This window comes from Flavobacterium sp. 102, from assembly GCF_003634615.1.
Taxonomy (GTDB): Bacteria; Bacteroidota; Bacteroidia; order Flavobacteriales; family Flavobacteriaceae; genus Flavobacterium.
This window is the reverse complement of record NZ_RBKX01000001.1, coordinates 2694810-2719662: the sequence shown is the minus strand read 5'-3', so window position 1 is coordinate 2719662 and position 24853 is coordinate 2694810. Positions and strand designations below refer to the sequence as shown.

At 36.3% G+C, this 24853-nt stretch carries 14 protein-coding genes; 12 read left to right on the top strand and 2 right to left on the bottom strand.

Annotated features, from left to right (window positions below):
- Nucleotides 1–75 precede the first annotated feature (75 nt).
- From C8C84_RS11770 to C8C84_RS11760, 3 genes are all read left to right on the top strand, one after another.
- Complete coding sequence (locus C8C84_RS11770) at nucleotides 76–2175, top strand: glycoside hydrolase family 97 protein (RefSeq protein ID WP_121313834.1); 2100 nt, start codon at nucleotides 76–78, stop codon at nucleotides 2173–2175.
- Between the two features lie 11 nt (nucleotides 2176–2186).
- Nucleotides 2187–3944 carry a family 43 glycosylhydrolase gene (locus C8C84_RS11765; RefSeq protein WP_121313833.1) on the top strand — a complete coding sequence of 586 codons (1758 nt, stop codon included), beginning with the start codon at nucleotides 2187–2189 and terminating at the stop codon, nucleotides 3942–3944.
- 228 nt (nucleotides 3945–4172) lie between these two features.
- The gene (locus C8C84_RS11760; RefSeq protein WP_121313832.1) at nucleotides 4173–5837 is read left to right on the top strand and encodes an MFS transporter; all 1665 of its coding nucleotides are present in this window, start codon (nucleotides 4173–4175) and stop codon (nucleotides 5835–5837) included.
- A gap of 86 nt (nucleotides 5838–5923) precedes the next feature.
- Here C8C84_RS11760 and C8C84_RS11755 read toward each other — a convergent pair whose 3' ends face one another.
- On the bottom strand, nucleotides 5924–6517 hold the full coding sequence (locus C8C84_RS11755) for a hypothetical protein (protein WP_121315054.1): 594 nt from the start codon (nucleotides 6515–6517) through the stop codon (nucleotides 5924–5926).
- Between the two features lie 274 nt (nucleotides 6518–6791).
- Between C8C84_RS11755 and C8C84_RS11750 the strand changes: the two genes are divergently transcribed.
- Entirely contained in the window at nucleotides 6792–7970 is a 1179-nt protein-coding gene (locus C8C84_RS11750) for a M28 family peptidase (RefSeq protein ID WP_121313831.1), read from the top strand.
- Between the two features lie 28 nt (nucleotides 7971–7998).
- A complete protein-coding gene (locus tag C8C84_RS11745; RefSeq protein WP_121313830.1) occupies nucleotides 7999–9180 on the top strand; it encodes a M28 family peptidase in 1182 nt (393 codons plus the stop codon).
- Between the two features lie 29 nt (nucleotides 9181–9209).
- Here C8C84_RS11745 and uvrA read toward each other — a convergent pair whose 3' ends face one another.
- Complete coding sequence (uvrA, locus tag C8C84_RS11740; RefSeq protein WP_121313829.1) at nucleotides 9210–12011, bottom strand: excinuclease ABC subunit UvrA; 2802 nt, start codon at nucleotides 12009–12011, stop codon at nucleotides 9210–9212.
- 142 nt (nucleotides 12012–12153) lie between these two features.
- Here uvrA and C8C84_RS11735 point away from each other — a divergent pair, with 142 nt between their 5' ends.
- The 7 genes from C8C84_RS11735 (at nucleotide 12154) to C8C84_RS11705 (ending at nucleotide 24852) form a co-directional block, all read left to right on the top strand.
- Nucleotides 12154–14973, top strand: coding sequence for a triple tyrosine motif-containing protein (locus C8C84_RS11735; protein WP_121313828.1), 2820 nt, complete (start codon nucleotides 12154–12156; stop codon nucleotides 14971–14973).
- Nucleotides 14974–15322: 349 nt separating this feature from the next.
- Nucleotides 15323–18403, top strand: a complete 3081-nt coding sequence (locus C8C84_RS11730; RefSeq protein WP_121313827.1) for a TonB-dependent receptor — start codon at nucleotides 15323–15325, stop codon at nucleotides 18401–18403.
- 13 nt (nucleotides 18404–18416) lie between these two features.
- Entirely contained in the window at nucleotides 18417–19922 is a 1506-nt protein-coding gene (locus tag C8C84_RS11725; RefSeq protein ID WP_121313826.1) for a RagB/SusD family nutrient uptake outer membrane protein, read from the top strand.
- Nucleotides 19923–19928: 6 nt separating this feature from the next.
- Entirely contained in the window at nucleotides 19929–21041 is a 1113-nt protein-coding gene (locus C8C84_RS11720; RefSeq protein WP_121313825.1) for a hypothetical protein, read from the top strand.
- A gap of 7 nt (nucleotides 21042–21048) precedes the next feature.
- Nucleotides 21049–22023: a hypothetical protein gene (locus C8C84_RS11715; RefSeq protein ID WP_147406844.1), complete on the top strand. Its 975-nt coding sequence runs from the start codon at nucleotides 21049–21051 to the stop codon at nucleotides 22021–22023.
- 88 nt (nucleotides 22024–22111) lie between these two features.
- A complete protein-coding gene (locus C8C84_RS11710) occupies nucleotides 22112–23185 on the top strand; it encodes a glycoside hydrolase family 16 protein (protein WP_233549785.1) in 1074 nt (357 codons plus the stop codon).
- 224 nt (nucleotides 23186–23409) lie between these two features.
- On the top strand, nucleotides 23410–24852 hold the full coding sequence (locus tag C8C84_RS11705; protein ID WP_121313822.1) for a glycoside hydrolase family 30 beta sandwich domain-containing protein: 1443 nt from the start codon (nucleotides 23410–23412) through the stop codon (nucleotides 24850–24852).
- The last annotated feature ends 1 nt before the right edge of the window (nucleotide 24853 follow it).

Sequence of the window (24853 nt, the reverse complement as noted above, 5' to 3'; positions counted from 1 at the left end):
AACCCTTTGGTCATCAACTAAAGGGTTTTTTTTAAAGTAATAAGTTATTTCTATCTTTAGCAAAAAATATACTTTATGAAAAATTCGATTACCATCACTTTGCTGTTGTTCGCTTTTTGCCTTAAAGCGCAAACGATACAATCACCTTCAAAAGAACTTACGCTCGAGTTCAAATTAGCTGAAAAAGGTAGACCATCTTATTCGTTGACCTATAAAAACAAACCGGTGATTTTGAAAAGTCTCTTGGGTGTTTATCTCAAAGGCGATACCGATTTGGCTTCCAATTTTAAAATAGATAGCGTTAAAGTTTCTACTTTCAATGAAACATGGAAACCGGTTCTGGGAGAGCAATCTAGCATCGTAAATCATTACAACGAATTGACGTTTTGTTTATCTCAAATGGGAACTAACAGAAAGATGAACATTATCTTCAAAGTCTATGACGAAGGAATGGCTTTTCGCTATGAATTTCCAAAGCAACCCAACTTGAATTATTTCATTGTATCCGATGAAAAATCAGAATTCAATTTAGCCGGAAACCACAAAACGTTCTGGATTCCGGGTGATTTTGACAGTCAGGAATATGCTTATAATGAAACGCTATTGTCTGATGTTAATACCGAAAAAATCGATTTAAATAATGGTATCGGTCTAAAATCCATCGCAGGAAAACACGTCGTACAATCGCCATTAATGATGAAAACTGCCGATAATTTATACTTGAATATTTTTGAAGCAGCGGTTGTCAATTATCCGATCATGCATTTGGATTTAAATCCAACAACAAATGCTTTGACTTCTCGTTTGGTTCCCAATGCTATTGGCGATAAAGCTTATTTACAAGCACCTTGTGTTTCGCCTTGGAGAACCATTATGGTAAGCAATGATGCGCGTGAAATTGTAGGTTCCAAAATGATTTTGAACTTAAACGAACCTTCTAAAATTGAAGATACTTCTTGGATTAAACCCATGAAATACGTTGGTGTTTGGTGGGAAATGCACGTTGGAAAATCGACTTGGGATTACGCCGGAAGTCAAAATGCGCAGAACACCGAATCGAGAGAATTAATTGCCAGTGGAAGACACGGTGCAACTACGGCGAATACCAAACGATATATTGATTTTGCTGCCAAACATGGTTTTGATGGCGTTTTAGTGGAAGGCTGGAATGTAGGTTGGGAAGATTGGTTTGGCAATTGGAAAGAAGATGTTTTCGATTTTACTACACCTTATCCTGATTACAATTTAGCCGAAATCAACGCTTACGCCAAATCCAAAGGAGTCAAGATGATTATGCACCACGAAACTTCGGGTTCGGTGGCGAATTATGAAAGACATTTGGACAGAGCATTAAACTTGATGAAAGAGTATGGTTATCCTGCGGCGAAATCAGGTTATGTTGGTCGAATTATTCCGCGTGGCGAGTTTCACGATGGACAAACGATGGTCAACCATTTTAACTTCGTAGCCCGAAGATTTGCCGATTACAAAATGATGGTCAATTCACACGAAAGTTCTCGTCCTACGGGTTACCACAGAACGTATCCGAATTACATTGCAGCAGAAGCCGCTCGTGGAAACGAGTTCAACGCTTGGAGTAACGGAAATCCGCCAAGTCACGAAACGATTTTGCCATTCACCAGATTATTAGGCGGACCAATGGATTATACACCGGGGATTTTTGAAATCAAAATGAGCTATTATGACAAGACTAAAAAAGAACAAGTTCATACGACTTTAGCCAAACAATTGGCTTTATATGTGACCTTGTATTCACCGTTGCAAATGGCAGCCGACTTACCGGAAAACTATGAAAAATATCCGGATGCTTTTCAGTTTATTAAAGACGTAGCAGCCGATTGGCAAGAATCAAAATATTTGGAAGCTGAGCCGGGAGATTATTTGACGGTTGCTCGTAAAGACAAAAAATCGGAGAACTGGTTTTTAGGTGCTATCACCGATGAAAATGCCAGAAATACTGAAATTAAATTGGATTTTCTTTCTCCGAATAAAAAATACAAAGCTATTATTTACCAAGACGGGAAAACAGCGCATTGGGAGAAAAACCCAATCAGCTACGAAATCAAAACCATGACTGTGACTTCTAAAACCAAGCTGAAATTAGTTTTAGCTGCCGGTGGCGGAACAGCGGTTAGTTTGGTGCCAATTAATTAAAAATCACTTTTATGAAACATCGGATTGCCTTACTAATATTGTTATTCATTTCAAATTATGGAATAGCCCAGCAAAAGACGTATTGCAATCCGATTAACATTGACTACGGTTATTGCCCAATTCCCGATTTTGTCAAACAAGGAAAACATCGTGCCACTGCCGATCCGGTACTGACATTTTTCAAAGGCGAATACTATCTTTTTTCGACCAATCAATGGGGTTACTGGCATAGCAAAGACATGTCTGATTGGAAATTTATTGCTAAAAAATTCCTTCGTCCCGAACACAAAGTGTATGACGAATTGTGCGCACCATCGTTGTCGTTTGTCAACGATACTTTACTTGTTGTTGGTTCTACGCACGGCAAACAATTTCCGCTTTGGATGAGTACGAATCCGGAAAAAGGCGAGTGGAAAGAGTTAATCCACAAATCAGAAGCCGCCGCTTGGGATCCGCAAATTTTTTGGGACAAAGAAAAAGATGAAGTCTATGAATATTACGGTTCGAGTAATTTGTATCCGCTATATGGTATAAAACTTAACCGCAAAACTTTCCAGCCGGAAGGCGATAGGATTCCGGTACTGGCTTTGAATGATGACGAACACGGATGGGAACGCTTTGGCGAGCACAACGACAATACTTTTCTGCAACCGTTTACCGAAGGTGCTTTTATGACCAAATACAACGGTAAATATTATTTGCAGTATGGCGCGCCCGGTACCGAATTCAGCGGCTATGCCGATGGCGTGTATGTGGGCAATCACCCGCTTGGACCATTCGAATACCAATCACACAATCCTTTTTCGTATAAACCCGGAGGTTTTGCTCGTGGTGCCGGACATGGCGCGACTTTCACCGATGCGAACAATCAGTATTGGCATATTTCAACGATTGGTGTTTGTGTGAAAAACAATTTCGAACGTCGTTTGGGTATTTGGCCTGCCGGATTTGATAAAGACGATATTCTGTATTCAAACACAGCTTATGGTGATTATCCAACGTTTTTGCCTTCGGAAAATAAAGGCCATTTGAGCGAAAGCTTTGCCGGTTGGATGTTGCTGAATTATAACAAACCCGTTCAGGTTTCTTCAACGCTTGGTGGCTTTCAGGCGAATCTTTCGGTAGATGAAGATATTAAGACTTATTGGTCAGCGAAAACGGCTAACAAAGGCGAATACTTGATTTCTGATTTGGGCGAAAAAAGCATTATCCATGCGATTCAAATCAATTATGCCGATCAAGATGCCGAGTTAATGGGTAAACCCGAAACAACATTGGGCCACCAATACATTATCTATACTTCGAACGATGGTAAGAATTGGAAAATCTTAATCGATAAAAGCGAAAGCACCAAAGATGTCCCGCATGAATATATAGAATTAAAAACTCCGGCTTCGGCACGTTATTTAAAATTGGAGAATATTGGTATGCCAACGGGTAAATTTGCGATTAGTGGTTTTAGGGTTTTTGGCAAAGGAAGTAGTGAAAAACCAAGCGAAGTTAAAGGATTCGTACCCTTGCGTTCAGGACAAAAAGTAAAAGGCGAGCGCAGAAACGTTTGGTTCAAATGGCAACAGGAGCAAAATGCAGATGGTTATGTAATTTACTTTGGAAAATCGCCGGATAAATTATATGGTTCGATTATGGTTTACGGCAAGACCGAGTATTACTTTAATGGATTGGATAAATCGGATGCCTATTATTTCCAAATAGAAGCTTTCAACAACAATGGTATCGGGCCAAAGAGTGAAATCAGAAAAGCCGATTAGTTTTCAGTTATTAACAAGCGCAAACGTTGTAATTTTTTTGAAATATTCGCAAAAGTGACTTTAAGAAAACGATTTCGTTAATAACTAATTTTATAGCTATCATTAGTGTTTTACTTATAAATGTATATTTATCCAATCAAGTTCGTTTTAATTTAAGGATTTGATAATTTATCGACTCAATTTTTACACAAACAATAACTATTAACAACCTAACCAAAGATTATAATTATGAATTCAGAACAAACCAAAGCCAATAATTCGGCCCTTTACACTTTAATTACCGTATTCTTCTTTTGGGGATTTATCGGAGCGTCAAATGGTGTTTTTATTCCTTTCTGTAAAATTAAATTTGGGTTAGATCAGTTTCAAAGTCAGTTAATAGATTTTGCCTTTTACGGAGCATACTATATTGGAGCATTATTGCTTTTTATTTTTAGTAGTATGGCGAACAAAGACATTCTCAACGCTTGGGGTTTCAAAAAAGGAATTATTAATGGTTTATTGATAAGTACTTTTGGTGCGGCATTTATGATTTTTGCAGTAACTCAAGGAAGTTATGCCTTAATACTAGGCGCTTTATTTGTTGTGGCTCTTGGATTTTCTTTACAGCAAACTTCTGCACAACCCTTTGCAACCTCACTTGGAGATATTAAAACTGCTTCTAATCGTTTGAATTTGGCCGGAGGAATTAATTCTTTTGGAACTACTATTGGACCAATCGTGGTTTCTATAGCTTTATTTGGTGTAATTGCCGGAGCCAATTTGGAAGAGTTTGCCCAAAAAGCTGATTCATTGGATAAAATGGAGATTCTTTACGTATTTGTTGGAGGTCTGTTCTTATTGGCTGCTGCCTTATTTTATTTCTCTAAAAAATTGCCATCCGGAAAAAGTGATTCTACTTTTGAACCAGCAAGTAAAGCAATGAAAACGCTAATTGCTATTACTGTAATATTGGTTGCTATTTTCGGATATATTTTCTCAAGATATGAAGATGCCGATTTTATCACTCGATTTATTGAAAATAAAGAGAAAGATTATTTAGGACTTTATTTGACTATTGCAACATTATTAGTTACCGTTTTCGGATTGTTATTTGCCAATGTTAGAGCGCAAAAAAATCCTGAAGGTTGGGGCGCTATGAAATACCCACAATTGGTTTTAGGGATGTTGGGAATATTCACTTATGTTGGAGTAGAAGTAACTATTCAAAGTAATTTAGGAGAACTTTTAGATACCGCTGCTTTCGGAAATATTACAGGTTCAGCATTGGCACCATACATTTCAATGTATTGGGGAAGTTTGATGATTGGTCGCTGGGCAGGAGCCATTTCGGTTTTTAACCCAACCCATTCTGTGCGTAAAATTCTGTTGATAGTAATACCTTATGTAGCTTTTGGTGTTGTATTGTATGTAAATCATTTGTCAGGTCAAGACGTTTCTCCTTTGTATGCTTATGCCGCAGTGGTTGCTTTTCAAATTGCAGGTTTCTTTTTAGGGCAAGACAAGCCATCAAAGACATTAATGATTTTTGGATTAATGGGAATGATTGCCATGATTATTGGTTTATTCACAACAGGAACAGTGGCTATTTATGCTTTTATGAGTGGTGGTTTATTTTGTAGTATTATGTGGCCAGCTATTTTCTCATTGGCTATTACCGGTTTGGGAAAATATACTTCACAGGGTTCAGCTTTTTTAGTAATGATGATTTTAGGTGGTGGAATTATTCCTCCGTTACAAGGGAAAATTTCGGATATCATCGGAATTCACCAGTCATATTTTATTCCTGTAATTTGTTTTGCTTATTTGGCTTACTATGGTTTTGTTGTAAAAGGAATTTTGAAAAAGCAAAATATTGATGTAGATGACATTCAAGCGGAAGGCGGTCATTAACCAATCCGATTTTTTATAAATCAAAAATCCCGCATCGTGTAAACTTTGCGGGATTTTCTTCATCAAAACCTAACCAAAACAACTATTTATTTTTTATCTTCAATCTTGGCTTTTGTGCCATCTGCTTTGTAATAGTAATAATCATCATCATTTCTTGGGTTGTTTGTAGCATAATCATTGTTGTAATTATTATTGCTATGGTAAACATACCCTTGGTTGCTGTAACCTTTTACATTTCCAAACATTTTCACAATATCACCTCTACGATCATAGACAATTTGCAATCCACCAATTTGGGTTAATGCATGTCTGTTGTATTTCATGTAAACCGTTCCAATTCGGCTTACTCTGTCTCGGCTGTCGTAGTTGATAAAAGTGTTACCAACACGTCTTACTCTGCCAAAACTATCATGTTCAATTCGGGTTCCATAATTTACTGGACCTCTGGCAGAACTAGTTTTTGTTCCTCTTTTCCCGGCGGTTTTGTAAAAATAATCACCTTGACTGTCTTGTGGACGAGTATTAAAATCAAAGTCTCCATTTGGAAAAACAAAAAACTCAATGCCTCTTTCCACAAATGAGATTGGCTCATCAAAGCTATATCTCGTTCTTAAATCTGTTGCATTCACTACGTTTCCAACCAGTAAAACAGTAGCTACTAAAAGGGTAATTTTTTTCATAATCAATACAATTTGAGTTTTGCTTACTCTTTCGATTTTCAGCGTCTTCGAACAGTTATTATTGCTGTTGTTTGGTACATTCCAATACATGTGCCAAAGCCCGTAAATAAATTCTTAAGGTTTGATTAAGACGAGATAAGGTTCAGTATTACAGGTATTTAAGAATCTGAAAAAGGCGTTGTCTTTTATTGTTCTTCGTTTGAATATGTTTAAAAAATTAGTACATTTGCTGACGAATTTGTAAACAAAAGAACTTTATTCTATTAAAATTTCAATGAAAAACCTACTATTTTCATTATCCTTTTTGTTTTTATTGTCAAAAGGTCATGGCCAAACTTATATTCCTTATTACGGAACTATCGTTGACCAAGTCTCTGAAGCCAATATATTAGACAATTTAACTGAATTCGAAAGCCTTGGGGTCAAAAGAAGAGGAACTGCCTCTTTGCAAAACACACTTGACTGGTTAAAAGCAGAATATTTAAGTTATGGATATACTGCTTCACAATTGCAGGAATACAGTTTTACCAATGGTTCGACTACTTGTAAAAATTTAGTGATAACCAAAGTCGGAACCCTTTATCCTAATACGTTTGTCATTATATGTGGCCATTACGATACTATAACCGGAAAAGGAACTAATGACAACGGAAGTGGTGTAGTTACTATTTTTGAAGTCGCTCGTTTGTTGCAAAATATTCCAACAGAATACTCTATAAAGTTTATTAATTTCAGTGGAGAAGAAGATGGTTTGGTTGGAAGTCAAAACTTTGTTTCTACAGTGGTCAATGCTACTAATCCTAAAATGGACATTAAACTGGTATTCAATATAGATGAAGTAGGGGGAAGAGCTGATATGATCAATGATACTGTAACTTGCGAAAGAGATACCGGAAGTCCAACCTCCAATAATGCGGTTTCCAATACTATTACCAATGAATTGATTACTTGTACCCAACTTTATTCTTCTTTGAATACTCATTTGTCTTATGCCTATGCTTCTGATTATATGCCGTTTGAAGAAAACAACGAAGTGATCACCGGTTTTTTTGAAAAAAATGAAACACCACATCGTCATACATCAAGCGATTTGTTAGTCAATATGGATCCTGAATATGTATATAATATAGCCAAAGCTGCTACTGGTGCGATGCTTCATTTTGCAGTAGTTTCAACAGCCGCACTTGACGCTGATGAGTTTGTCAATGATAATCAAGTGAGTTTTTACCCAAGTCCGGCGAAAGATATTTTGAATATCAATTTAGGTACTTTAACCGACACTCATTATTCTTTTTCTTTAATTGACTTACAAGGTAAAGTTGTACTTAGCCGTGAAGTTAAAAACCCTAATTTGTTAGAAAGTATTTCTTTAAATGGTTTGTCCAAAGGGATGTATTTAGCAGTATTGCAAACTGCCAATAATAGAATCGCCAAGAAAATAGTTATCGAATAATACCTCTAAAAAAATAAAAACTATTGTAATGAAATTTAGATTTCAGATTATCCTATTATTATTTTTATCACTAACCGTTGCATATTCACAAGAATATATACCAAGTTATGACGCAGTGGTTAATCAATCAACACAAGCTAATATAACGGCGAGATTGACCGAGTTTCAGAATCTAGGAGTGAAACGAAGAGGAACAGCAGCCTTACAAAATACGTTGGATTGGTTGAAAAGCCAATACTTAAGTTACGGCTACACGGCTTCTCAAATGGAAGAAGATACCTATTCTTATTCGGGATTTACTTGTAAAAACCTTGTTCTTACCAAAGTAGGCACTTTATATCCTAACACTTACGTAATTGTTTGCGGACATTATGACACTATTTCTGGTACAGGAACGAATGATAATGGTAGTGGAACGGCTATTATATTAGAGATTGCTCGTTTGCTTCAAAATATTCCAACGGAGTATTCGATAAAGTTCATCAATTTTAGTGGTGAAGAAGATGGTTTGAGAGGAAGCCAACATTTTGTAACCAATGTGGTAAATGCAACCACTCCCAAAATGGATATTCGCGTGGTGTTTAACATAGATGAAGTGGGTGGTGTTGCAGGAGAAATAAATGATACCATTACCTGTGATGTTGATGAGTCTTTGCCAATGGCTAATAATGCCGCATCAGCAGTAATTACTGAAGAGTTGGCCACCTGTGTAGCTTTATATTCTCCGCTAAATACTTGGATTAATTTTGCCGAAGCTACGGATTACATTCCGTTTGAGAATAATGGAGAAATCATTACCGGTTTTTATGAAACCAATATCTCTTCTCATCCGCATACACCATCAGATAATTTGGCTAATATGGATCCGGAATTTTGCTTTAATGTTGGAAAAGCTGCTATTGGTGCCACTATGCATTTTGCAATAGCCAATGCTTCAGCTTTAGATAATCAGTATTTTAATGAAGATGCTCAGGTTAGTTTTTTTCCAAACCCTTCTAAAAGTATTCTCAATATCAATAAAGGGAATTTAAATGATGCCAATTATACTTTTTCCATAATTGACATTCATGGTAAAACAGTTCTGAACCAATTTTTTACGGATACCGGTTTAATAGAAACCATTAATGTGAGTGATTTAGGCAGTGGTATTTACCTTGGCGTTTTAGAAACCGCAACTAATCGTATCACTAAGAAAGTTATTATTCAATAAAAAAGGCCTTCCCATCGGAAGGCTTTTTATTATAATTTGTCTTTTAGGTATTGTGCCGTGATTGACTTTTTATTTTTTACAATCTCTTCCGGTGTTCCGACCGCTAACAATTGGCCACCATTTTCACCACCTTCCGGACCTAAATCGATAATCCAATCGGCACATTTGATTAAATCTAAATTGTGCTCTATGACGATAATCGAATGGCCTTTTTCAATCAACGCATCAAACGAAGCCAAAAGCTTTTTAATGTCGTGGAAATGCAAACCGGTTGTTGGTTCGTCAAATACGAATAGTGCTTTTTCTTTGGTTACACCTTTTACCAAGAATGAAGCCAATTTGATTCGTTGTGCTTCTCCGCCTGAAAGTGTAGAAGACGATTGTCCTAATTGTACATAACCCAAACCAACATCTTGTAACGGTTGTAGTTTTTGAGTGATTTTAGTCTGTTTGTTTTCCGAGAAGAACATAATTGCATCATCGATGGTCATCGTCAAAATATCGTCAATATTTTTGCCTTCGAATGCGACTTCCAGCACTTCTTTTTTGAAACGCTTTCCGCCACAAGTATCACAAGGCAAAGAAACATCTGCCATAAATACCATTTCTACATTGATTGATCCTTCGCCTTTACAGGTTTCACATCTTCCGCCGTCAACATTGAAAGAAAAATGTTTGGCTTGATAACCGCGCACTTTTGATAGCTTTTCTTTGGCATACAAATCACGGATGTCGTCGTAAGCTTTAATATAAGTCACCGGATTCGAACGCGAACTTCTACCGATTGGATTTTGGTCAACGTATTCGATGTGTTTGATATGTGAAAAGCTTCCGGTCATTTCGGTAAATTGTCCGGCTTTATCTCCAATACCTTCGAGTTTCTTTTGCATCGCCGGAAACAATATTTTCTTCACTAACGTACTTTTTCCGCTGCCGGAAACTCCGGTGATTACCGTTAAGCTTTCTAAGGGGAAAGTGACGTCAACATTTTGCAAATTATTTTCTCTTGCGCCTTTGATTTCAATAAAGTTGTTCGACTTTCTGCGTTTTTTTGGTACCGAAATTTCCAATTGTCCATTTAAATATTTAGCTGTCAATGAATCTGCTTGTAGTATTTCGTCAAATGTTCCTTCGGCAACCAATTCACCACCAAAAGTTCCGGCTTCCGGACCAATATCGATGATTCTGTCAGCAGCTTTCATAATATCTTCATCATGTTCGACAACGATTACGGTATTGCCTAAATCACGAAGATTTTTCAACACTTTGATTAATCTCTCAGTGTCTTTCGGGTGTAAACCAATACTGGGTTCATCCAAAATATACATCGAACCAACTAAACTGCTACCTAATGAAGTCGCCAGATTGATGCGCTGTGATTCTCCGCCGGAAAGCGAAGCAGAGTTTCTGTTTAGCGTCAAATAATCCAAACCAACATCGCTCAAGAAAGCCAATCGGTTATTGATTTCTATTAAAAGGCGTTTAGCGACTTTGGCATCATATTCTGAAAGATTTAATTCGTTAAAGAAAGGAATCAATCTTTTAATCGACATATCGACCAATTCGGATATGGTTTTGCCGCCAACAGTAATGTAATTAGCTTCTTTTCTTAATCTCTTCCCTTTGCAAGTGTTGCACTTGGTTTTACCGCGATAACGGGATAACATCACACGGTTTTGGATTTTATAATTTTTTTCTTCGAGTTCTTTAAAGAAATCATCTAAACCCGTAAAGAGTTTGTTGCCTTTCCAAATCAGGTCTTTTTGTTCTTCTGTTAACTCGAAGTAAGGTTTGTGAATCGGAAAATCAAATTTATAAGCATTGTTGACCAATTGATCTCGATACCAACTCATACTTTCGCCACGCCAAGGATAAACAGCATTTTCATAAACAGAGAGTGAGGTATTCGGAATCACCAATTCTTCATCTATTCCAATGATATTGCCGTAACCTTCACAAGTTGGGCAAGCGCCATAAGGATTGTTGAAACTGAATAAATGAATATTAGGCTCTAAAAAAGTAATCCCATCTAATTCAAAATTGGCACTAAATTCCAATCGTTTTTTGGTGTCCAATTCTTGTAGGTAACAAATGCCTTTGCCTTCAAAGAAAGCGGTTTGTACAGCATCTGCCAAACGATTGTAAAAATCTTCATCTTCAGATGTTTCAGCATTTAACACGATTCGGTCGATAATCAGTAAAATGTCTTTATTGTCTAGCGAATGTTGGTCGATTTCATCCAAACGCACCATTTCGTTATTGACTAAAATACGAGCAAAACCTTGTTGAAGTAAAACTTTTAATTTGTCTTCCAATTGTCTTCCTTCTTCTAAATGAATAGGGGAAAGAAGCAACCATTTGGTGTCTAAATCAAACTCTTTAACCGCGATAACGACATCAGAAACAGTATCTTTCTTTACTTCATTGCCTGAAATTGGGGAGAATGTCTTCCCGATTCGAGCAAAAAGTAATTTTAAGTAATCATAGATTTCAGTAGAAGTGCCAACGGTTGAACGTGCATTAGTTGTATTTACTTTTTGTTCAATAGCAATAGCCGGAGCAATGCCTTTGATATATTCAACTTTAGGTTTGTCTAAACGACCCAAAAATTGACGTGCGTAGGAAGATAAACTTTCTACATAGCGACGTTGTCCTTCGGCGTATAAGGTATCAAAGGCCAAACTTGATTTTCCTGATCCGGAAAGTCCGGTGATGACGACCAATTCATTGCGCGGAATGACCACATCCAAATTCTTTAGATTGTGGATTTGTGCGCCTTTAATCAGGATATTTTTCTTTGGTTCTAACGTAGCAATTTCTGTACTTTTCATGGCTAAAAAGGAATGTTTGCAAAGGTAATCATTTCTCATATGGGAAATGATACCAATGGAATTACATTTTTTTGTTTTTTTATATTGATGAATTAAAAATGAAACGATATTTTTACCTATTCATAACAACCAAACCAAGTTTATGCGTTTTTTCCAATCGTTTTTTAATGCCATTTTGATTGTATTGTTGTTTGTTTCACAACTTACTGCTCAAGAATTACCACCCATTGTAAAATATGGCTCAACGGTTTATGGTGCAGGAAATCAAAACTGGATGGTTACGCAGGATAATAATCAATTTGTTTACTTTGCCAACAATGAAGGTTTGTTGGAATTTAATGGTTCAAATTGGTCACTATATCCATCTCCTAACGAAACAATTATACGTTCTGTAAAAGTGGTTGGTGATAAAATTTATAGCGGTTGTTATATGGAGTTTGGTTTTTGGAAACGACAAGCTAACGGTACTTTAAAATACAATTCATTAAGTCAAAAAATTAAAAGTAAACTTATAGAAGATGAGCATTTTTGGAACATTATCAACTTAGATCATTGGGTTTTATTTCAATCTTTTAACCGTATTTATGTTTACAATTCAAAAGACGGTAGTTTTCAGTTTATTGACAATCATCCCTATATTTTCAGATGTTATAAAATCAATAATTCTATTTATTTTCAGGCTGTAGGAGAAGGTTTTTATGAGGTAGTCAATGGTAAAAGTGTCTTGGTTTGTGATGATGACAGAATTAAAACCAACAGGATTGTTGAAGTTTACAAGCATAAAGACGGATTATTGTTTCAAACAGAAAGAGCAGGCGTTTTTAAATTGGAAGATAAGGTTCTGACACCTTTTTACTTTGAATCTGAGAGCGAGTTAAAACCAAATTCTATTTTTTGTGCCAAAATGTTGTCTGATGGTGGTTTTGCTTTGGGGACGATTTCAAACGGAATTTTCATACTTGATAAGCAAGGAAAAACTCGCTATCACATCACGCAGAACAGTGGTTTGAGTAACAATACTATTTTATCGATTAATGAAGATGATGATAATAATTTATGGTTAGGATTAGACAATGGAATTGATTGTATCAACTTGCAATCGCCTATCAAAAGCTACAAAGACGACTCGGGATTCTTAGGAACTGTTTATGCCTCGATTAAATTTAAAGACAAAATTTATGTTGGAACCAATCAAGGGTTGTTTTCCAAAAGTGCTTTAACCAATGAAGGTTTCAGTCTAGTTAATGGAACTAAAGGTCAGGTTTGGACGCTATTTGAGTATGATAATCAATTGTTTTGCGGACATGATTTGGGAACATTTTTAATAGGTCAGACCGGTATAAGTTTAATTTACAAGCAATCCGGAACATGGAAATTCAATAGTTTACCCAATCGGCCAAATATAATGTTACAAGGGAATTATAATGGAATTTCTGTTTTAGAGAAGAAAAATGGCAGTTGGACTTTTCGAAATAAAATTGAAGGTTTTGATATTTCCTCACGCTATTTCGAAGTAGACAATAAAAACGAGATTTACGTTGGACACGAATATAAAGGCATCATAAAAGTTACCGCCAATGCCGATTTTTCAAAAGCCAAGAAATTTGAGGTGTTAAAATCACCGAGTAAAGGTAAGCACATCAGTTTGGCCAAATATAATGGGACTATATATTATGCAGGAAGAAGCGGTATTTTTAGACTTAACGCTAAAACCGGTTCCTTTGAAAAGGATCATAATTTGAGTAGTATCCTTAAGAATAACGAGTATATTTCCGGAAAGTTAAACGTTGATAAGTCTAACAAAATGTGGTTTTTTACTAAAAATTACATTTATTATTTCACTTCAGGAAATTTTGACAAAGGCTTAAAAAAGCATAAAATCTCTATTCCTTTTTCTATAACTAATCCGATGATTGGTTATGAAAATATCACTCAAATATCTGATAATGAATATTTTGTTGGCAAAACGGATGGTTATTTTATCATTAACCTCTCGGATTTCAGAGTCAAAACGCACAATATTATACTCACTGAGGTAAGTGTAAATAAATTGAGCCAACCTCTTGTAAACTTGTCCATTTCCGAAGTTGGTGAGTTATCGCATGATGAAAACAACCTCATTTTTAATTATGCTGTTCCACAATACAACCGTTTTATAGACGTTGAGTACCAATTTATGTTAGAAGGACAGCAAGGACAATGGAGTGAATGGAGTGCTAAATCGAGTGTCAACTTTAAGAACTTAGAACCGGGAGATTATACTTTTAAAGTAAGGGCCAAGATAGCCAATTCTTTACCCGGAAATATCGTTGAATATAAGTTTACTATTTTAAAGCCTTGGTATGCGACCAATTTGGCTTGGTTAGTTTATTTATTACTGTTTATCACTATGGCATATTACATCAACAAAGCCTATAGAAATTACTACCGTAAACAAGAAGAAAAATTGATTGAGGAAAACAATTTATTGTTGGAAATAGCCGCTTTAGAAAATGAGCAACAGTTAATGAAACTTAGAAATGAGCAACTTTCACAGGACGTTGATGCTAAAAATAGGGAACTGGCTGTATCTACTATGAGTTTAATCAAGAAAAATGAGTTATTGAATATCATCAAAGAAGATTTGAAAAAATCATCAGAAGAAAATAGCGGCAGAAATATAAAGTCAGTGATATCAACGATTAACAGAAATATTACTGAGGATGATTCTTGGAATGTTTTCAAAGAAGCGTTTGATAATGCAGATAAAGACTTCCTTAAAAAGATAAAAGCCGCTCATCCGAGCTTGACACCTAGTGATTTGAAATTATGTGCTTATTTAAGGCTCAATTTATCCTCAAAAGAGATTGCTCCAATGTTAAATATTTCGATTCGAAGTGTCGAGATAAAACGATATCGTTTGCGTAAAAAACTCAATTTATTACATGACGATGGGTTGGCGAACTACATTTTAAGTGTATAACTATACAAGTTCTAGTTAAAATACCACAACATTACCTTTACAACAACCTTTTCGTAAACTACTTTCAATCTTTTTTTGGGGACTATTTTGTATAGTTACCTTTTTGTTTTATTCGGTTTTATTGACTGTTTTGTCAAATTCATAATTATCATTGCTTTAAATTTCATTATGTATATTTTTTGTTGTGGTTGATAATGCATATCGTATTTTTTAAATAAATAATTTAACAACATCTTAACAAGGCATAAAAAGTGTCTTAAAAAATTAACCAAAACCAATATAATATTAATCGCTTATGAATTTAAAGCTATTTTCTGAAAGAACTAGGAAAAATCTTTTCCTATTTTCTATGTTTTTTGTCTTTATTGTATCAGCCCAGGCTCAAAAAACAGTCACCGGAAGTGTTAATTCCGGAGGCTTCCCTTTACCGGGAGCCAATGTCGCAGCTAAAGGAACAACGGTAGAAACTTCTACAGATATTGATGGTAAGTTTTCCATTAATGTCCCTGCTAATGTTACAAAACTAGTTGTGTCATTTATAGGCTATGCAACTAAAGAAGTTACCATAACTGATGGTGACATGAAAGTTGAACTTACCGAAGAAAGCAACAACTTAGATGAAGTTGTGATCAACGTAGGGTATGGTACACAAAAGAAAAGTGTTGTTACAGGCGCTATCTCCAAAGTAACAGCTAAAGATTTGGAAAAAGTACCTAATGGAAGGATTGAACAATCGCTTCAAGGAAGAACAGCCGGTGTAACTATTGCTATGAATGCAGGTCAACCAGGAGCAGGATCTACGGTTCGAGTTAGAGGTATTACTACTTTGAATGGAGGAAACAATCCTATTTGGGTAGTAGACGGTGTAATTGTTGATCCGGGAGCTTTAGGGGCAATCAATCAATCCGACATCGAGTCGATTGAGGTATTAAAAGATGCCGCTTCTGCTATTTATGGAGCCAGATCTGCAGCGGGAGTAATTTTGGTTACCACTAAAAAAGGAAAATCCGGAAAAATGACGGTATCTTATAATGGATTCGAAGGTATTTCTTCTCCTGAAAGAACTTTAAGTTTGTTAAATGCAACTCAATATGGCGCTATTATGAATGAGCGTTATTTAAATGGTGGCGGAACAGGAAATGTTCCTTACCCGGATTTAGGTTCGCTTGGGAAAGGAACTGATTGGCAAAAAGCTATTTTTAATGATAATGCGAGACGTTATTCACACGAGTTAAGTTTGAGCGGAGGCGGTGAAGTGTCAAATTATTACTTTTCTTTTGGAACTCAAAATCAGGAAGGAATTGTGATGCCGGAAATTTCTAGTTATCAAAAGAAAAACATCCGTTTAAATACTACTCATAAAGTTAAAGACTGGCTTACTGTTGGTCAGACTATTGCTTATACTCATCAAAAATCAGTTGGAATTGGAAATACGAATAGTGAATACGGAGGACCTTTGAGTTCAGCTATTCACTTAGATCCAACCACGCCTATTATTGAAACAGATCCAATTTTAGCTAATGGAATAGCCTATACTAATCCATACGTAATAAGAGATGCAGATGGGAATCCTTATGGAATTTCACCTGTTGTTGGACAAGAAATGACTAATCCATTGGCTTATGCCAAAACCAGACAAGGTCAATACAACTGGTCAGACGATTTTATTGGAAATGTTTTCGCAGAAGTGAAACCAATGAAAGGATTAAAATTCAAAACGGCCATGGGAGCAAAGCTTGCTTATTGGGGTGGACAAGGATTTACACCATTGTATTATTTAAGTCCAACAGTCAACAATACTACATTGAATAACATTTCAAGAGTGGAAAACAGAGCTTTCAATTGGAATATTGAAAATACAGTTATTTATGACAAAGTGATTGATAACCATACTTTCTCAGCATTATTGGGACAAGGGTTTTACAAGGACAATGAGTTTTACAAGGTAACAAGTGCTACTCATTTTGGTTTATCAACGAATAGTTTTAGTGAAGCATCTTTTAATGATGATACTGTAATACAAGATAACAAAATAGGTTATGCCTACGATGTTGCCCCAAAAATAACCTCTTCATTATTTGCCCGTTTAACTTACGATTATAAAGAAAAATATTTGTTTACAGGACTGATTAGAAGAGACGGTTCTTCTCAATTTGGTGCCAATAATAAGTACGGAATTTTCCCTTCTTTATCAGCAGGTTGGGTTCTTACTAAAGAAGATTTCTGGAAAGAAAACAAAATCTTGAACACTTTGAAGATAAGAGGTGGATATGGAGTTACCGGTAATGATGTGTTTGATAATTTTTCTTATTTAGCACTTATTGGAGGATCACGTAACTATACTTTCGGAAATTCTGGAGCGGTAACACCGGGTTCAAGCCCGGGAAGGATTTCAAACCCTGATTTAAAATGGGAGGAAACTACTTTGACAAACATTGGTTTTGATGCCAAAATTTTAAATGATTTCACTTTAACTGTTGAATGGTATAACAAGGAAACATCAGGAATTTTAAGAGACAACCAAATTCCAGGCTATATAGGTGCTGAAGCACCACCATTTGCAAATATTGCAGATATGGAAAATTCAGGTTTTGAATTCGAATTGGGATACAGAAAATCAATCAATGAATTCAATATTTCAGCCAATGCTAACTTTGCAACGGTAAGAAATGAAATCACAAATTTGGGGACAAATGTTGATTTCTATGCAGGTCCTGGATTCCAATCTATGGGAGCTGTGACCAGAACACAAGTTGGTCATGCCTATAATACTTTCTATGGATACCAAACTATGGGAATCTTTCAAAATCAAGAAGAAATCAATTCTTACACTAACTCATCGGGAGGTTTAATTCAGCCAGGTGCAGTTCCGGGTGATTTCAGATGGAAAGATGTTAATGGTGACGGAAGTATAACTGCGGATGATAAAAAATTCTTGGGAAGTCCATTACCAAAAGTAACTTTCGGATTTACTTTAAATTTGGATTATAAAGGTTTTGATTTTATGGTTTTTGCTCAAGGAGCGGCAGGAAACAAAATTTTCCAAGGTTTACGTCGTTTGGATGTAGCTAACGGAAACTACTCAACCGAAGCTTTGAGCAGATGGACAGGTGAAGGAACTTCAAACTCATATCCAAGATTATCAACCAGTGATGCGAATGGAAACTTCACAAATATGTCTGATTTTTATTTAGAGGATGGAGATTATTTAAGATTTAAAATCGTTCAGTTTGGTTATTCTTTACCTTCTACAATTGTTAGTAAAGCAGGTTTACAAAAGGTACGTTTATATGTAACAGCTGAAAACTTATTTACTTTGACAAAATACACAGGTTATGATCCTGAAATTGGAGGAGATGTTTTTGGATTAGACAGAGGATACTATCCGCAAGCACGTTCTATCATGTTTGGAGCTAACTTACAATTCTAAATATTAAAAAAATATGAAAAATAACATAAAAATTTTAGCAATAGCAACATTAGCATCCTTGACGTTTGCCTCTTGTAGTACAGAAGATTTAGAGGTTGATCCAAAGGGATTGGAAGTTGAAAGCAATTATTACCAAAACGAAGCAGAAGCTTTCAGTGGTTTGGTTTCAGTATATGATTTGATGAGGAAAAATTCCGGTGGTTTCGAAAATATGATAACCATGTTTAATGCAGGATCAGATGATCATTATGCTGGCGGTGGTAACTCATCAGATGGTGCCGGTATACAATCATTTTCAAATTATACAATCAATACCAATACTGTACCGGACAGTTATTTTAGTGATTATTACAGAGGAATTTACAGAGCCAATCTTTTGTTGGTAAAATTACCGAATGTACCAATGCCTGATGCGACTAAAGCGAGATTTGCAGCTGAAGCCAAAGTATTAAGAGCATTTTATTACTTCAACTTGGTGAGAATGTTTAAAAATGTTCCTTTGATTTTGGAACCGCTTTCTGCCTCTCAGTTTTATTCAGTTACCCAAGCAGCTCCGGCTGATGTTTACGCTCAGATTGAATTAGATATCACAGAATCTATCGCAAATTTGCCGGTAACCGTAAATGTTTCCAGTGATGGGGGTCGTTTGACTCAAGGATCTGCCCGAGCCATTCTCGGTAAAGTATATTTGTACCAAGGTAAGAATTCTCAGGCTGCTGCTGAGTTGGCTCAAGTTAACGGAACTCCGGGAGGAACAAGTCAATATGGTTATAGCTTAGTAGCTAATTTCAATGACTTGTGGAACTTTTCTAACAGATTCAATTCTGAGTCAGTATTAGAAGTTTCTCATTCTGCTCAAGGCTCTTCTTGGGGAACTTGGGGAGGAAATCAAGATGAAGGAAATACCGTAAATCAAATGGTAGGTCCAAGAAGTTATGTGAGATTAAATCCAGCATTCGCTCCTGATCTTCCATCAGGATGGAGTTTCAATGTTTTCACAGAAGACTTTTATACTTTCATGCAAGGCGATCCAAGATTTAATGCTACAATATTAGATTTGAAAGCACTAAAACAAGCAGGACATGCAGATTACATTGGTGCTTATCAAGATACAGGCTATTTCCTTAACAAGTTCATGCCTAAACAATCAGATGTTTATTCAGGTCCCGGTGATGCAGTTTTGAATTTCAAACAAAACACTTACGCAATCCGATTGGCGGATACTTATCTAATGGAAGCAGAAGCTTTAGGGGCGACTGGTGCAAGAGCTCAAGCTTTATTAGATGCAGTTAGAGGCAGAGTTGGTTTAGGATCAGTTCCGGTATCTTTAACGGCTATCAAAAACGAAAGAAGAAGAGAATTAGCAGGTGAAGGACACAGATGGTTTGATTTAGTACGTTGGGGTGATGCGCCAACTGTATTGGCTAGCAGAGGGTTTGTGGCAGGGAAAAATGAAATCCTACCCATTCCGGCAAGAGAATTAGAAGGTACTCAATTAGTTCAAAACCCTATTTATTAAAATATTATGAAAAAAATAATTTTAAGTTTTGCAATTTTCTCATTATTGGCAGTTACCAGTTGTAGCGTTCCAGATGGAATTGATTCGGATTTATCATCGTTAAATTCTGCCGGATCAGCTAATTTTGATAGAATATTTGATATAAGTGCTGATAATTCAGGACGCGTTAAAATTACTCCTTTAGGAGAAGGTGTTTCAAAATCAGTTGTTACACTAGGTCACGGAAGTTCGGGAGAAATTACTTTATATCCGGGACAAAGTACTACGCACAGTTATCCGGAAGGAAGTTACACGGTTACTATAGTCTCTTTTGATATTGCCGGTAACCAAACCACCAATACCTATCCTTTACAGATGACTTATGTTGCACCAACAGATATTAATGCTACACAAAATTTTGCAGGAACAACATTGACATTAACGGCGACAGCTAATTTTGCCAATGGAATGTTGGTTACTTGGGGAGATGGAGGAGTAGGAGAAGCCCCAACGGTAATGTCAGGTACACTTGGTGGAACATTTACAGCTCCGGCACATACTTATGCTCCAGGTGTATACACTATGACAATTACAGCTTTAAGTGGTGGCGCTGCTACAACAACGGCAACTTATCCAATCACTGTTTTTGCACCCTTTACACTTCCAATCACTTATGATAGTCCAATACAAAATTATGGTATAGGCGGAACTTTTGGTGGTGTTGGAGTAGCTGTAGTGGCTAATCCATTTCCGGGAGGTTTAAATTCTAGTGCCAATGTTTGGAAATATACTAAACCAACAGGTGCCGCTTCTTGGAGTGGAACATGGACTCCATTGGCAACGCCTAATGGAACTCCAATAAACATCGACAACGGTAACAAAATTAAAGTTTTAGTGTATTCAACGGAAGTTGGAAAAATGTTAAATGTTGAAATCGAGCAAGGATCAAATGGAGTACCTAATCAAATTTTAAAAGTAGCTTCTACAGTGGCCAACCAATGGGAAGAACTTGTATTTGATTTCGGACCTGCTGGAATTCCTGCCGGAACTACTTTTAACCAATTGGTTTTCCGTTACAACGATATCGCCGATGGTGTAGGTGAAGTTATTTATATAGATAATGTTAGACAATCAAATTAGAAATACTATGAAAAACAATTTTAAATATTTGTCAGTGGTTTTCCTTTGTGTTGCATCTCTTTTTACAGGATGTCAAAAGGACGACTATTCTTTAGGAGAATTAACTGCTCCTTCAGGTTTGGTTATTCAGACCGATATTGTAGGACAAAACGGAGCTAATCCTAATGGTGATGGTTCAGGAAAAGTTAACATAACCGTAACTGCAGATGATGCTATGTCATTCAAAATAGGATACAATGATGTTACCGATTTAACAAGTGCTGTTGAATATGTTAGTTTACCAAGTACAATTACAGGTGGTATGCCAACAGGTTCTACCACTAAAAAATTCACTTCTCTTGGTTTACATACGTACCGTATTACTGTAGTAGCTTATGGAAGAGGAGGAACTTCAACCACTGCAACGACAGAAGTAGAAGTGATTAGTACTTTTGCTCCGGAACCGTCAATTGTTACTTATTTGACTAATGATTCCTCTAAAACTTGGAAAGTTGATAAAAGCGTTCCGGGACATTTAGGTGTTGGACCATGGTTAGGAGAAGTTACTCCGGTATGGTGGACTGCCGCTATTGATGAGAAAGTGGTTTGTTGTAATTGTTTTTACACTTCTACTTTTACTTTTACAAAAGTGGTAGCTTCCAATTCATTTACCATTCAATCCTCAACACCTGATGGTGCCTTTACTAAAACGGGTTCTTTAGCCTCAATACCGGGAATTCCTGGCTCTGGAGATGAAGGTTGTTATAGTTATGGTGGTGGAACAACTCCGTTCTCATTCATTCCTGCAAGTACATCAATCCCTGCAGAAACACCTTCGACGCAAACAAGTATCATGTTATCCGGTAGCACAACATTTATCGGATATGGTGCTTTGCAAAAAGAATATGAGATAATGGTTATTACAGAAAACTATATGTATTTGAGAGTTCAAGGTACCGAAACAGGAAACGCTTGGTATCTTAAACTGATACCAGCACTTTAATTTATTAATAGCCAACAGGAGTTGTATTTGATTTAACTCCTGTTGGTTTATCAGTTGCATTTTTTTATTAATTTTTAAAAGTATCATTTTGAAGTATAATCTTGCGTTGAAAAGGACTGGTTTTTTATTTAGCCTTTTAGCTGTGTTTACATTGTTGTTTATCAGTTGTAGTAGTGGCGGAAGTGATGGTGAAGAAAATACATTGCCAACAAACTTAGTCGTTAATTCTGTGATAGTTGGAGCAAACGCCTCTAATCCAAATGGAGACGGAAGTGGTGTCGTCAATTTTACAGTTTCGGCTGATAATGCTACATCCTATAAAATTTTAATTGGTACCGATGTTATTAACACAACAACAGGTGTATTCAGTCATACATTCACCCAATCAGGAACTAATAGCTATACAATTTATGTTTCTGCTTATAATGGTGCTCAATTTATTTCAACCTCAGTAGTAATAACCGTTTTTGTTACAACTACATTGGCTTGGAGTGACGAGTTTAATACTGATGGTCCACCGGACAGTTCAAAATGGACTTTTGAAACCGGCGCCGGAGGTTGGGGTAATAATGAATTACAACATTATACCAACAGACCTGAGAATGTTACCGTTCAAAATGGTGTTTTAAAAATTAAGCTTATCAAAGAATCATACAACGGAAGTAATTATACTTCTGCCAGAATTGTTACCAAAAACAAATATGAATTTCAATATGGAAGAGTAGATATCAGAGCAAAACTTCCTGCAGGTGGTGGTACTTGGCCAGCCCTTTGGATGCTAGGTTCTGATATAAATACAAACCCTTGGCCGGGTTGTGGTGAAATTGATATTATGGAACATGTGGGTAATAATCTCAACAGAATCTATGGTACTTTACACCATCCGGGTCATTCAGGTGGAAATGCTGATGGCGGCAGTGTAGTCATTAGCGATGCAACTACTCAGTTTCATATTTATTCTTGTGAATGGTCTGCTACAAACATTAAGTTTTATGTGGATAACGTATTGTTTTACACCTTTAACAACAATAGCAATCTACCATTCAACAAGCCTTTTTTCTTTATTTTCAATTGTGCTATGGGTGGAAATTTTGGCGGCGCAGTCGATCCGAATTTCACTTCAGCCACACTTGAAGTTGACTATGTTCATGTTTATCATTAATATTTTGTTTAAGTTAGATTAGATGTCCATTCATAGCTTCTATTAGCTGTTTAATAGAAGCTGTATTGGACTATTTTACTTCAATCTTAAAACAACAATTTACAGTCTCAAAGTCTCAATTAGAAACCAATTGCCTCACAGTATAGTTTTTATTAAAACATACTTAACCCCAAAAAACAAACTCTTACATAAAGTTAAAGGAGTAAAAAATTTCACCATAAATAATGATAAAATTTAATAAAATAAAGATTTTTTTCTTTGCCTCAATCCTAGGTTTTTTAACCAGTTGTGCTCAATCATCGGATGCTTCAAGTCCGGATCCCGATCCAACACCTATAACTAATGATGTCAGTTTTTGGCTTACCAAAGGCAACGGTACAGTTAAGTTAGAAAAGCAAACTGCAATACTCGGATTCAACAACAATAATAATGTTTATCCGAATATTGAAGTAAATGATACTCAAACTTTCCAAACTGTTGACGGCTTTGGCTATACTTTAACCGGCGGAAGCGTTCAGGTAATGAATCAATTGTCTGTTTCCAAAAGACAAGAACTTTTACAAGAACTTTTTGGTTCTTCCATCAACTCCATTTCGGTAAATTATTTGAGAATTAGCATTGGTGCTTCTGATTTGAACAGCACGGTTTTCACTTATGATGATATGCCTGCCGGACAAACTGATGTAAATCTGACCAATTTCAGTCTTGCTCCGGATGCGCAATTAATCCAAATGCTTAAAGATATTCTGCAAATCAATCCCAATATCAAAATCATGGCTACACCATGGTCACCACCAGTTTGGATGAAAGACAATGGAAGTTCCATAGGCGGAAGTTTATTACCGCAATATTATGGTGTTTATGCTCAATATTTTGTAAAATATATACAAGCAATGCAAGCAGAAGGAATTCGCATAGATGCTGTAACGCCTCAAAATGAACCCTTACATCCCGGAAATAATCCAAGTTTATTGATGTTGGCCACAGAACAAGCTGCTTTTATAAAAAATAATTTAGGACCTGCATTTCAAGCTGCTGGAATTACCACTAAGATTGTTGCCTATGATCATAATTGTGACAATCCTCAATATCCGATGACTGTGTTATCAGATTCAGGAGCCAATGCTTTTATTGATGGTTCGGCATTTCATTTATATGCCGGAGATATTTCTGCTTTAACGACTGTTCGCAATGCATTTCCAGCAAAAAATTTATACTTCACAGAGCAATATACTGCCTCAACCGGAAGTTTTGACGGAGATTTGAAATGGCATTTAAAAAATGTGATTATTGGCTCAATGCGAAACTGGAGTAAAACAGCACTTGAATGGAATTTGGCCAACGACGCCACATTCGGACCTCATACAAATGGCGGTTGCACCACTTGTAAAGGTGCTATTACAGTAACGGGGAATTTTAGCTACGAGAGAAACGTAGGCTATTATATTATTGCCCATGCTTCAAAATTTGTACCGGCAGGTTCAGTTAGAATTGCCTCAACACAATCAGGAAGCTTATACAATGTTGCCTTTAAAACACCCGAAGGGAAAAAAGTCCTAATCGTTGAAAATGACGGAGCAACACCGGCAGTATTTAATATCAAGTACAATGCAAAATGGGTTGCAGTTTCGTTAGAAGCTGGTTCTGTTGGAACGTTTGTTTGGTAAC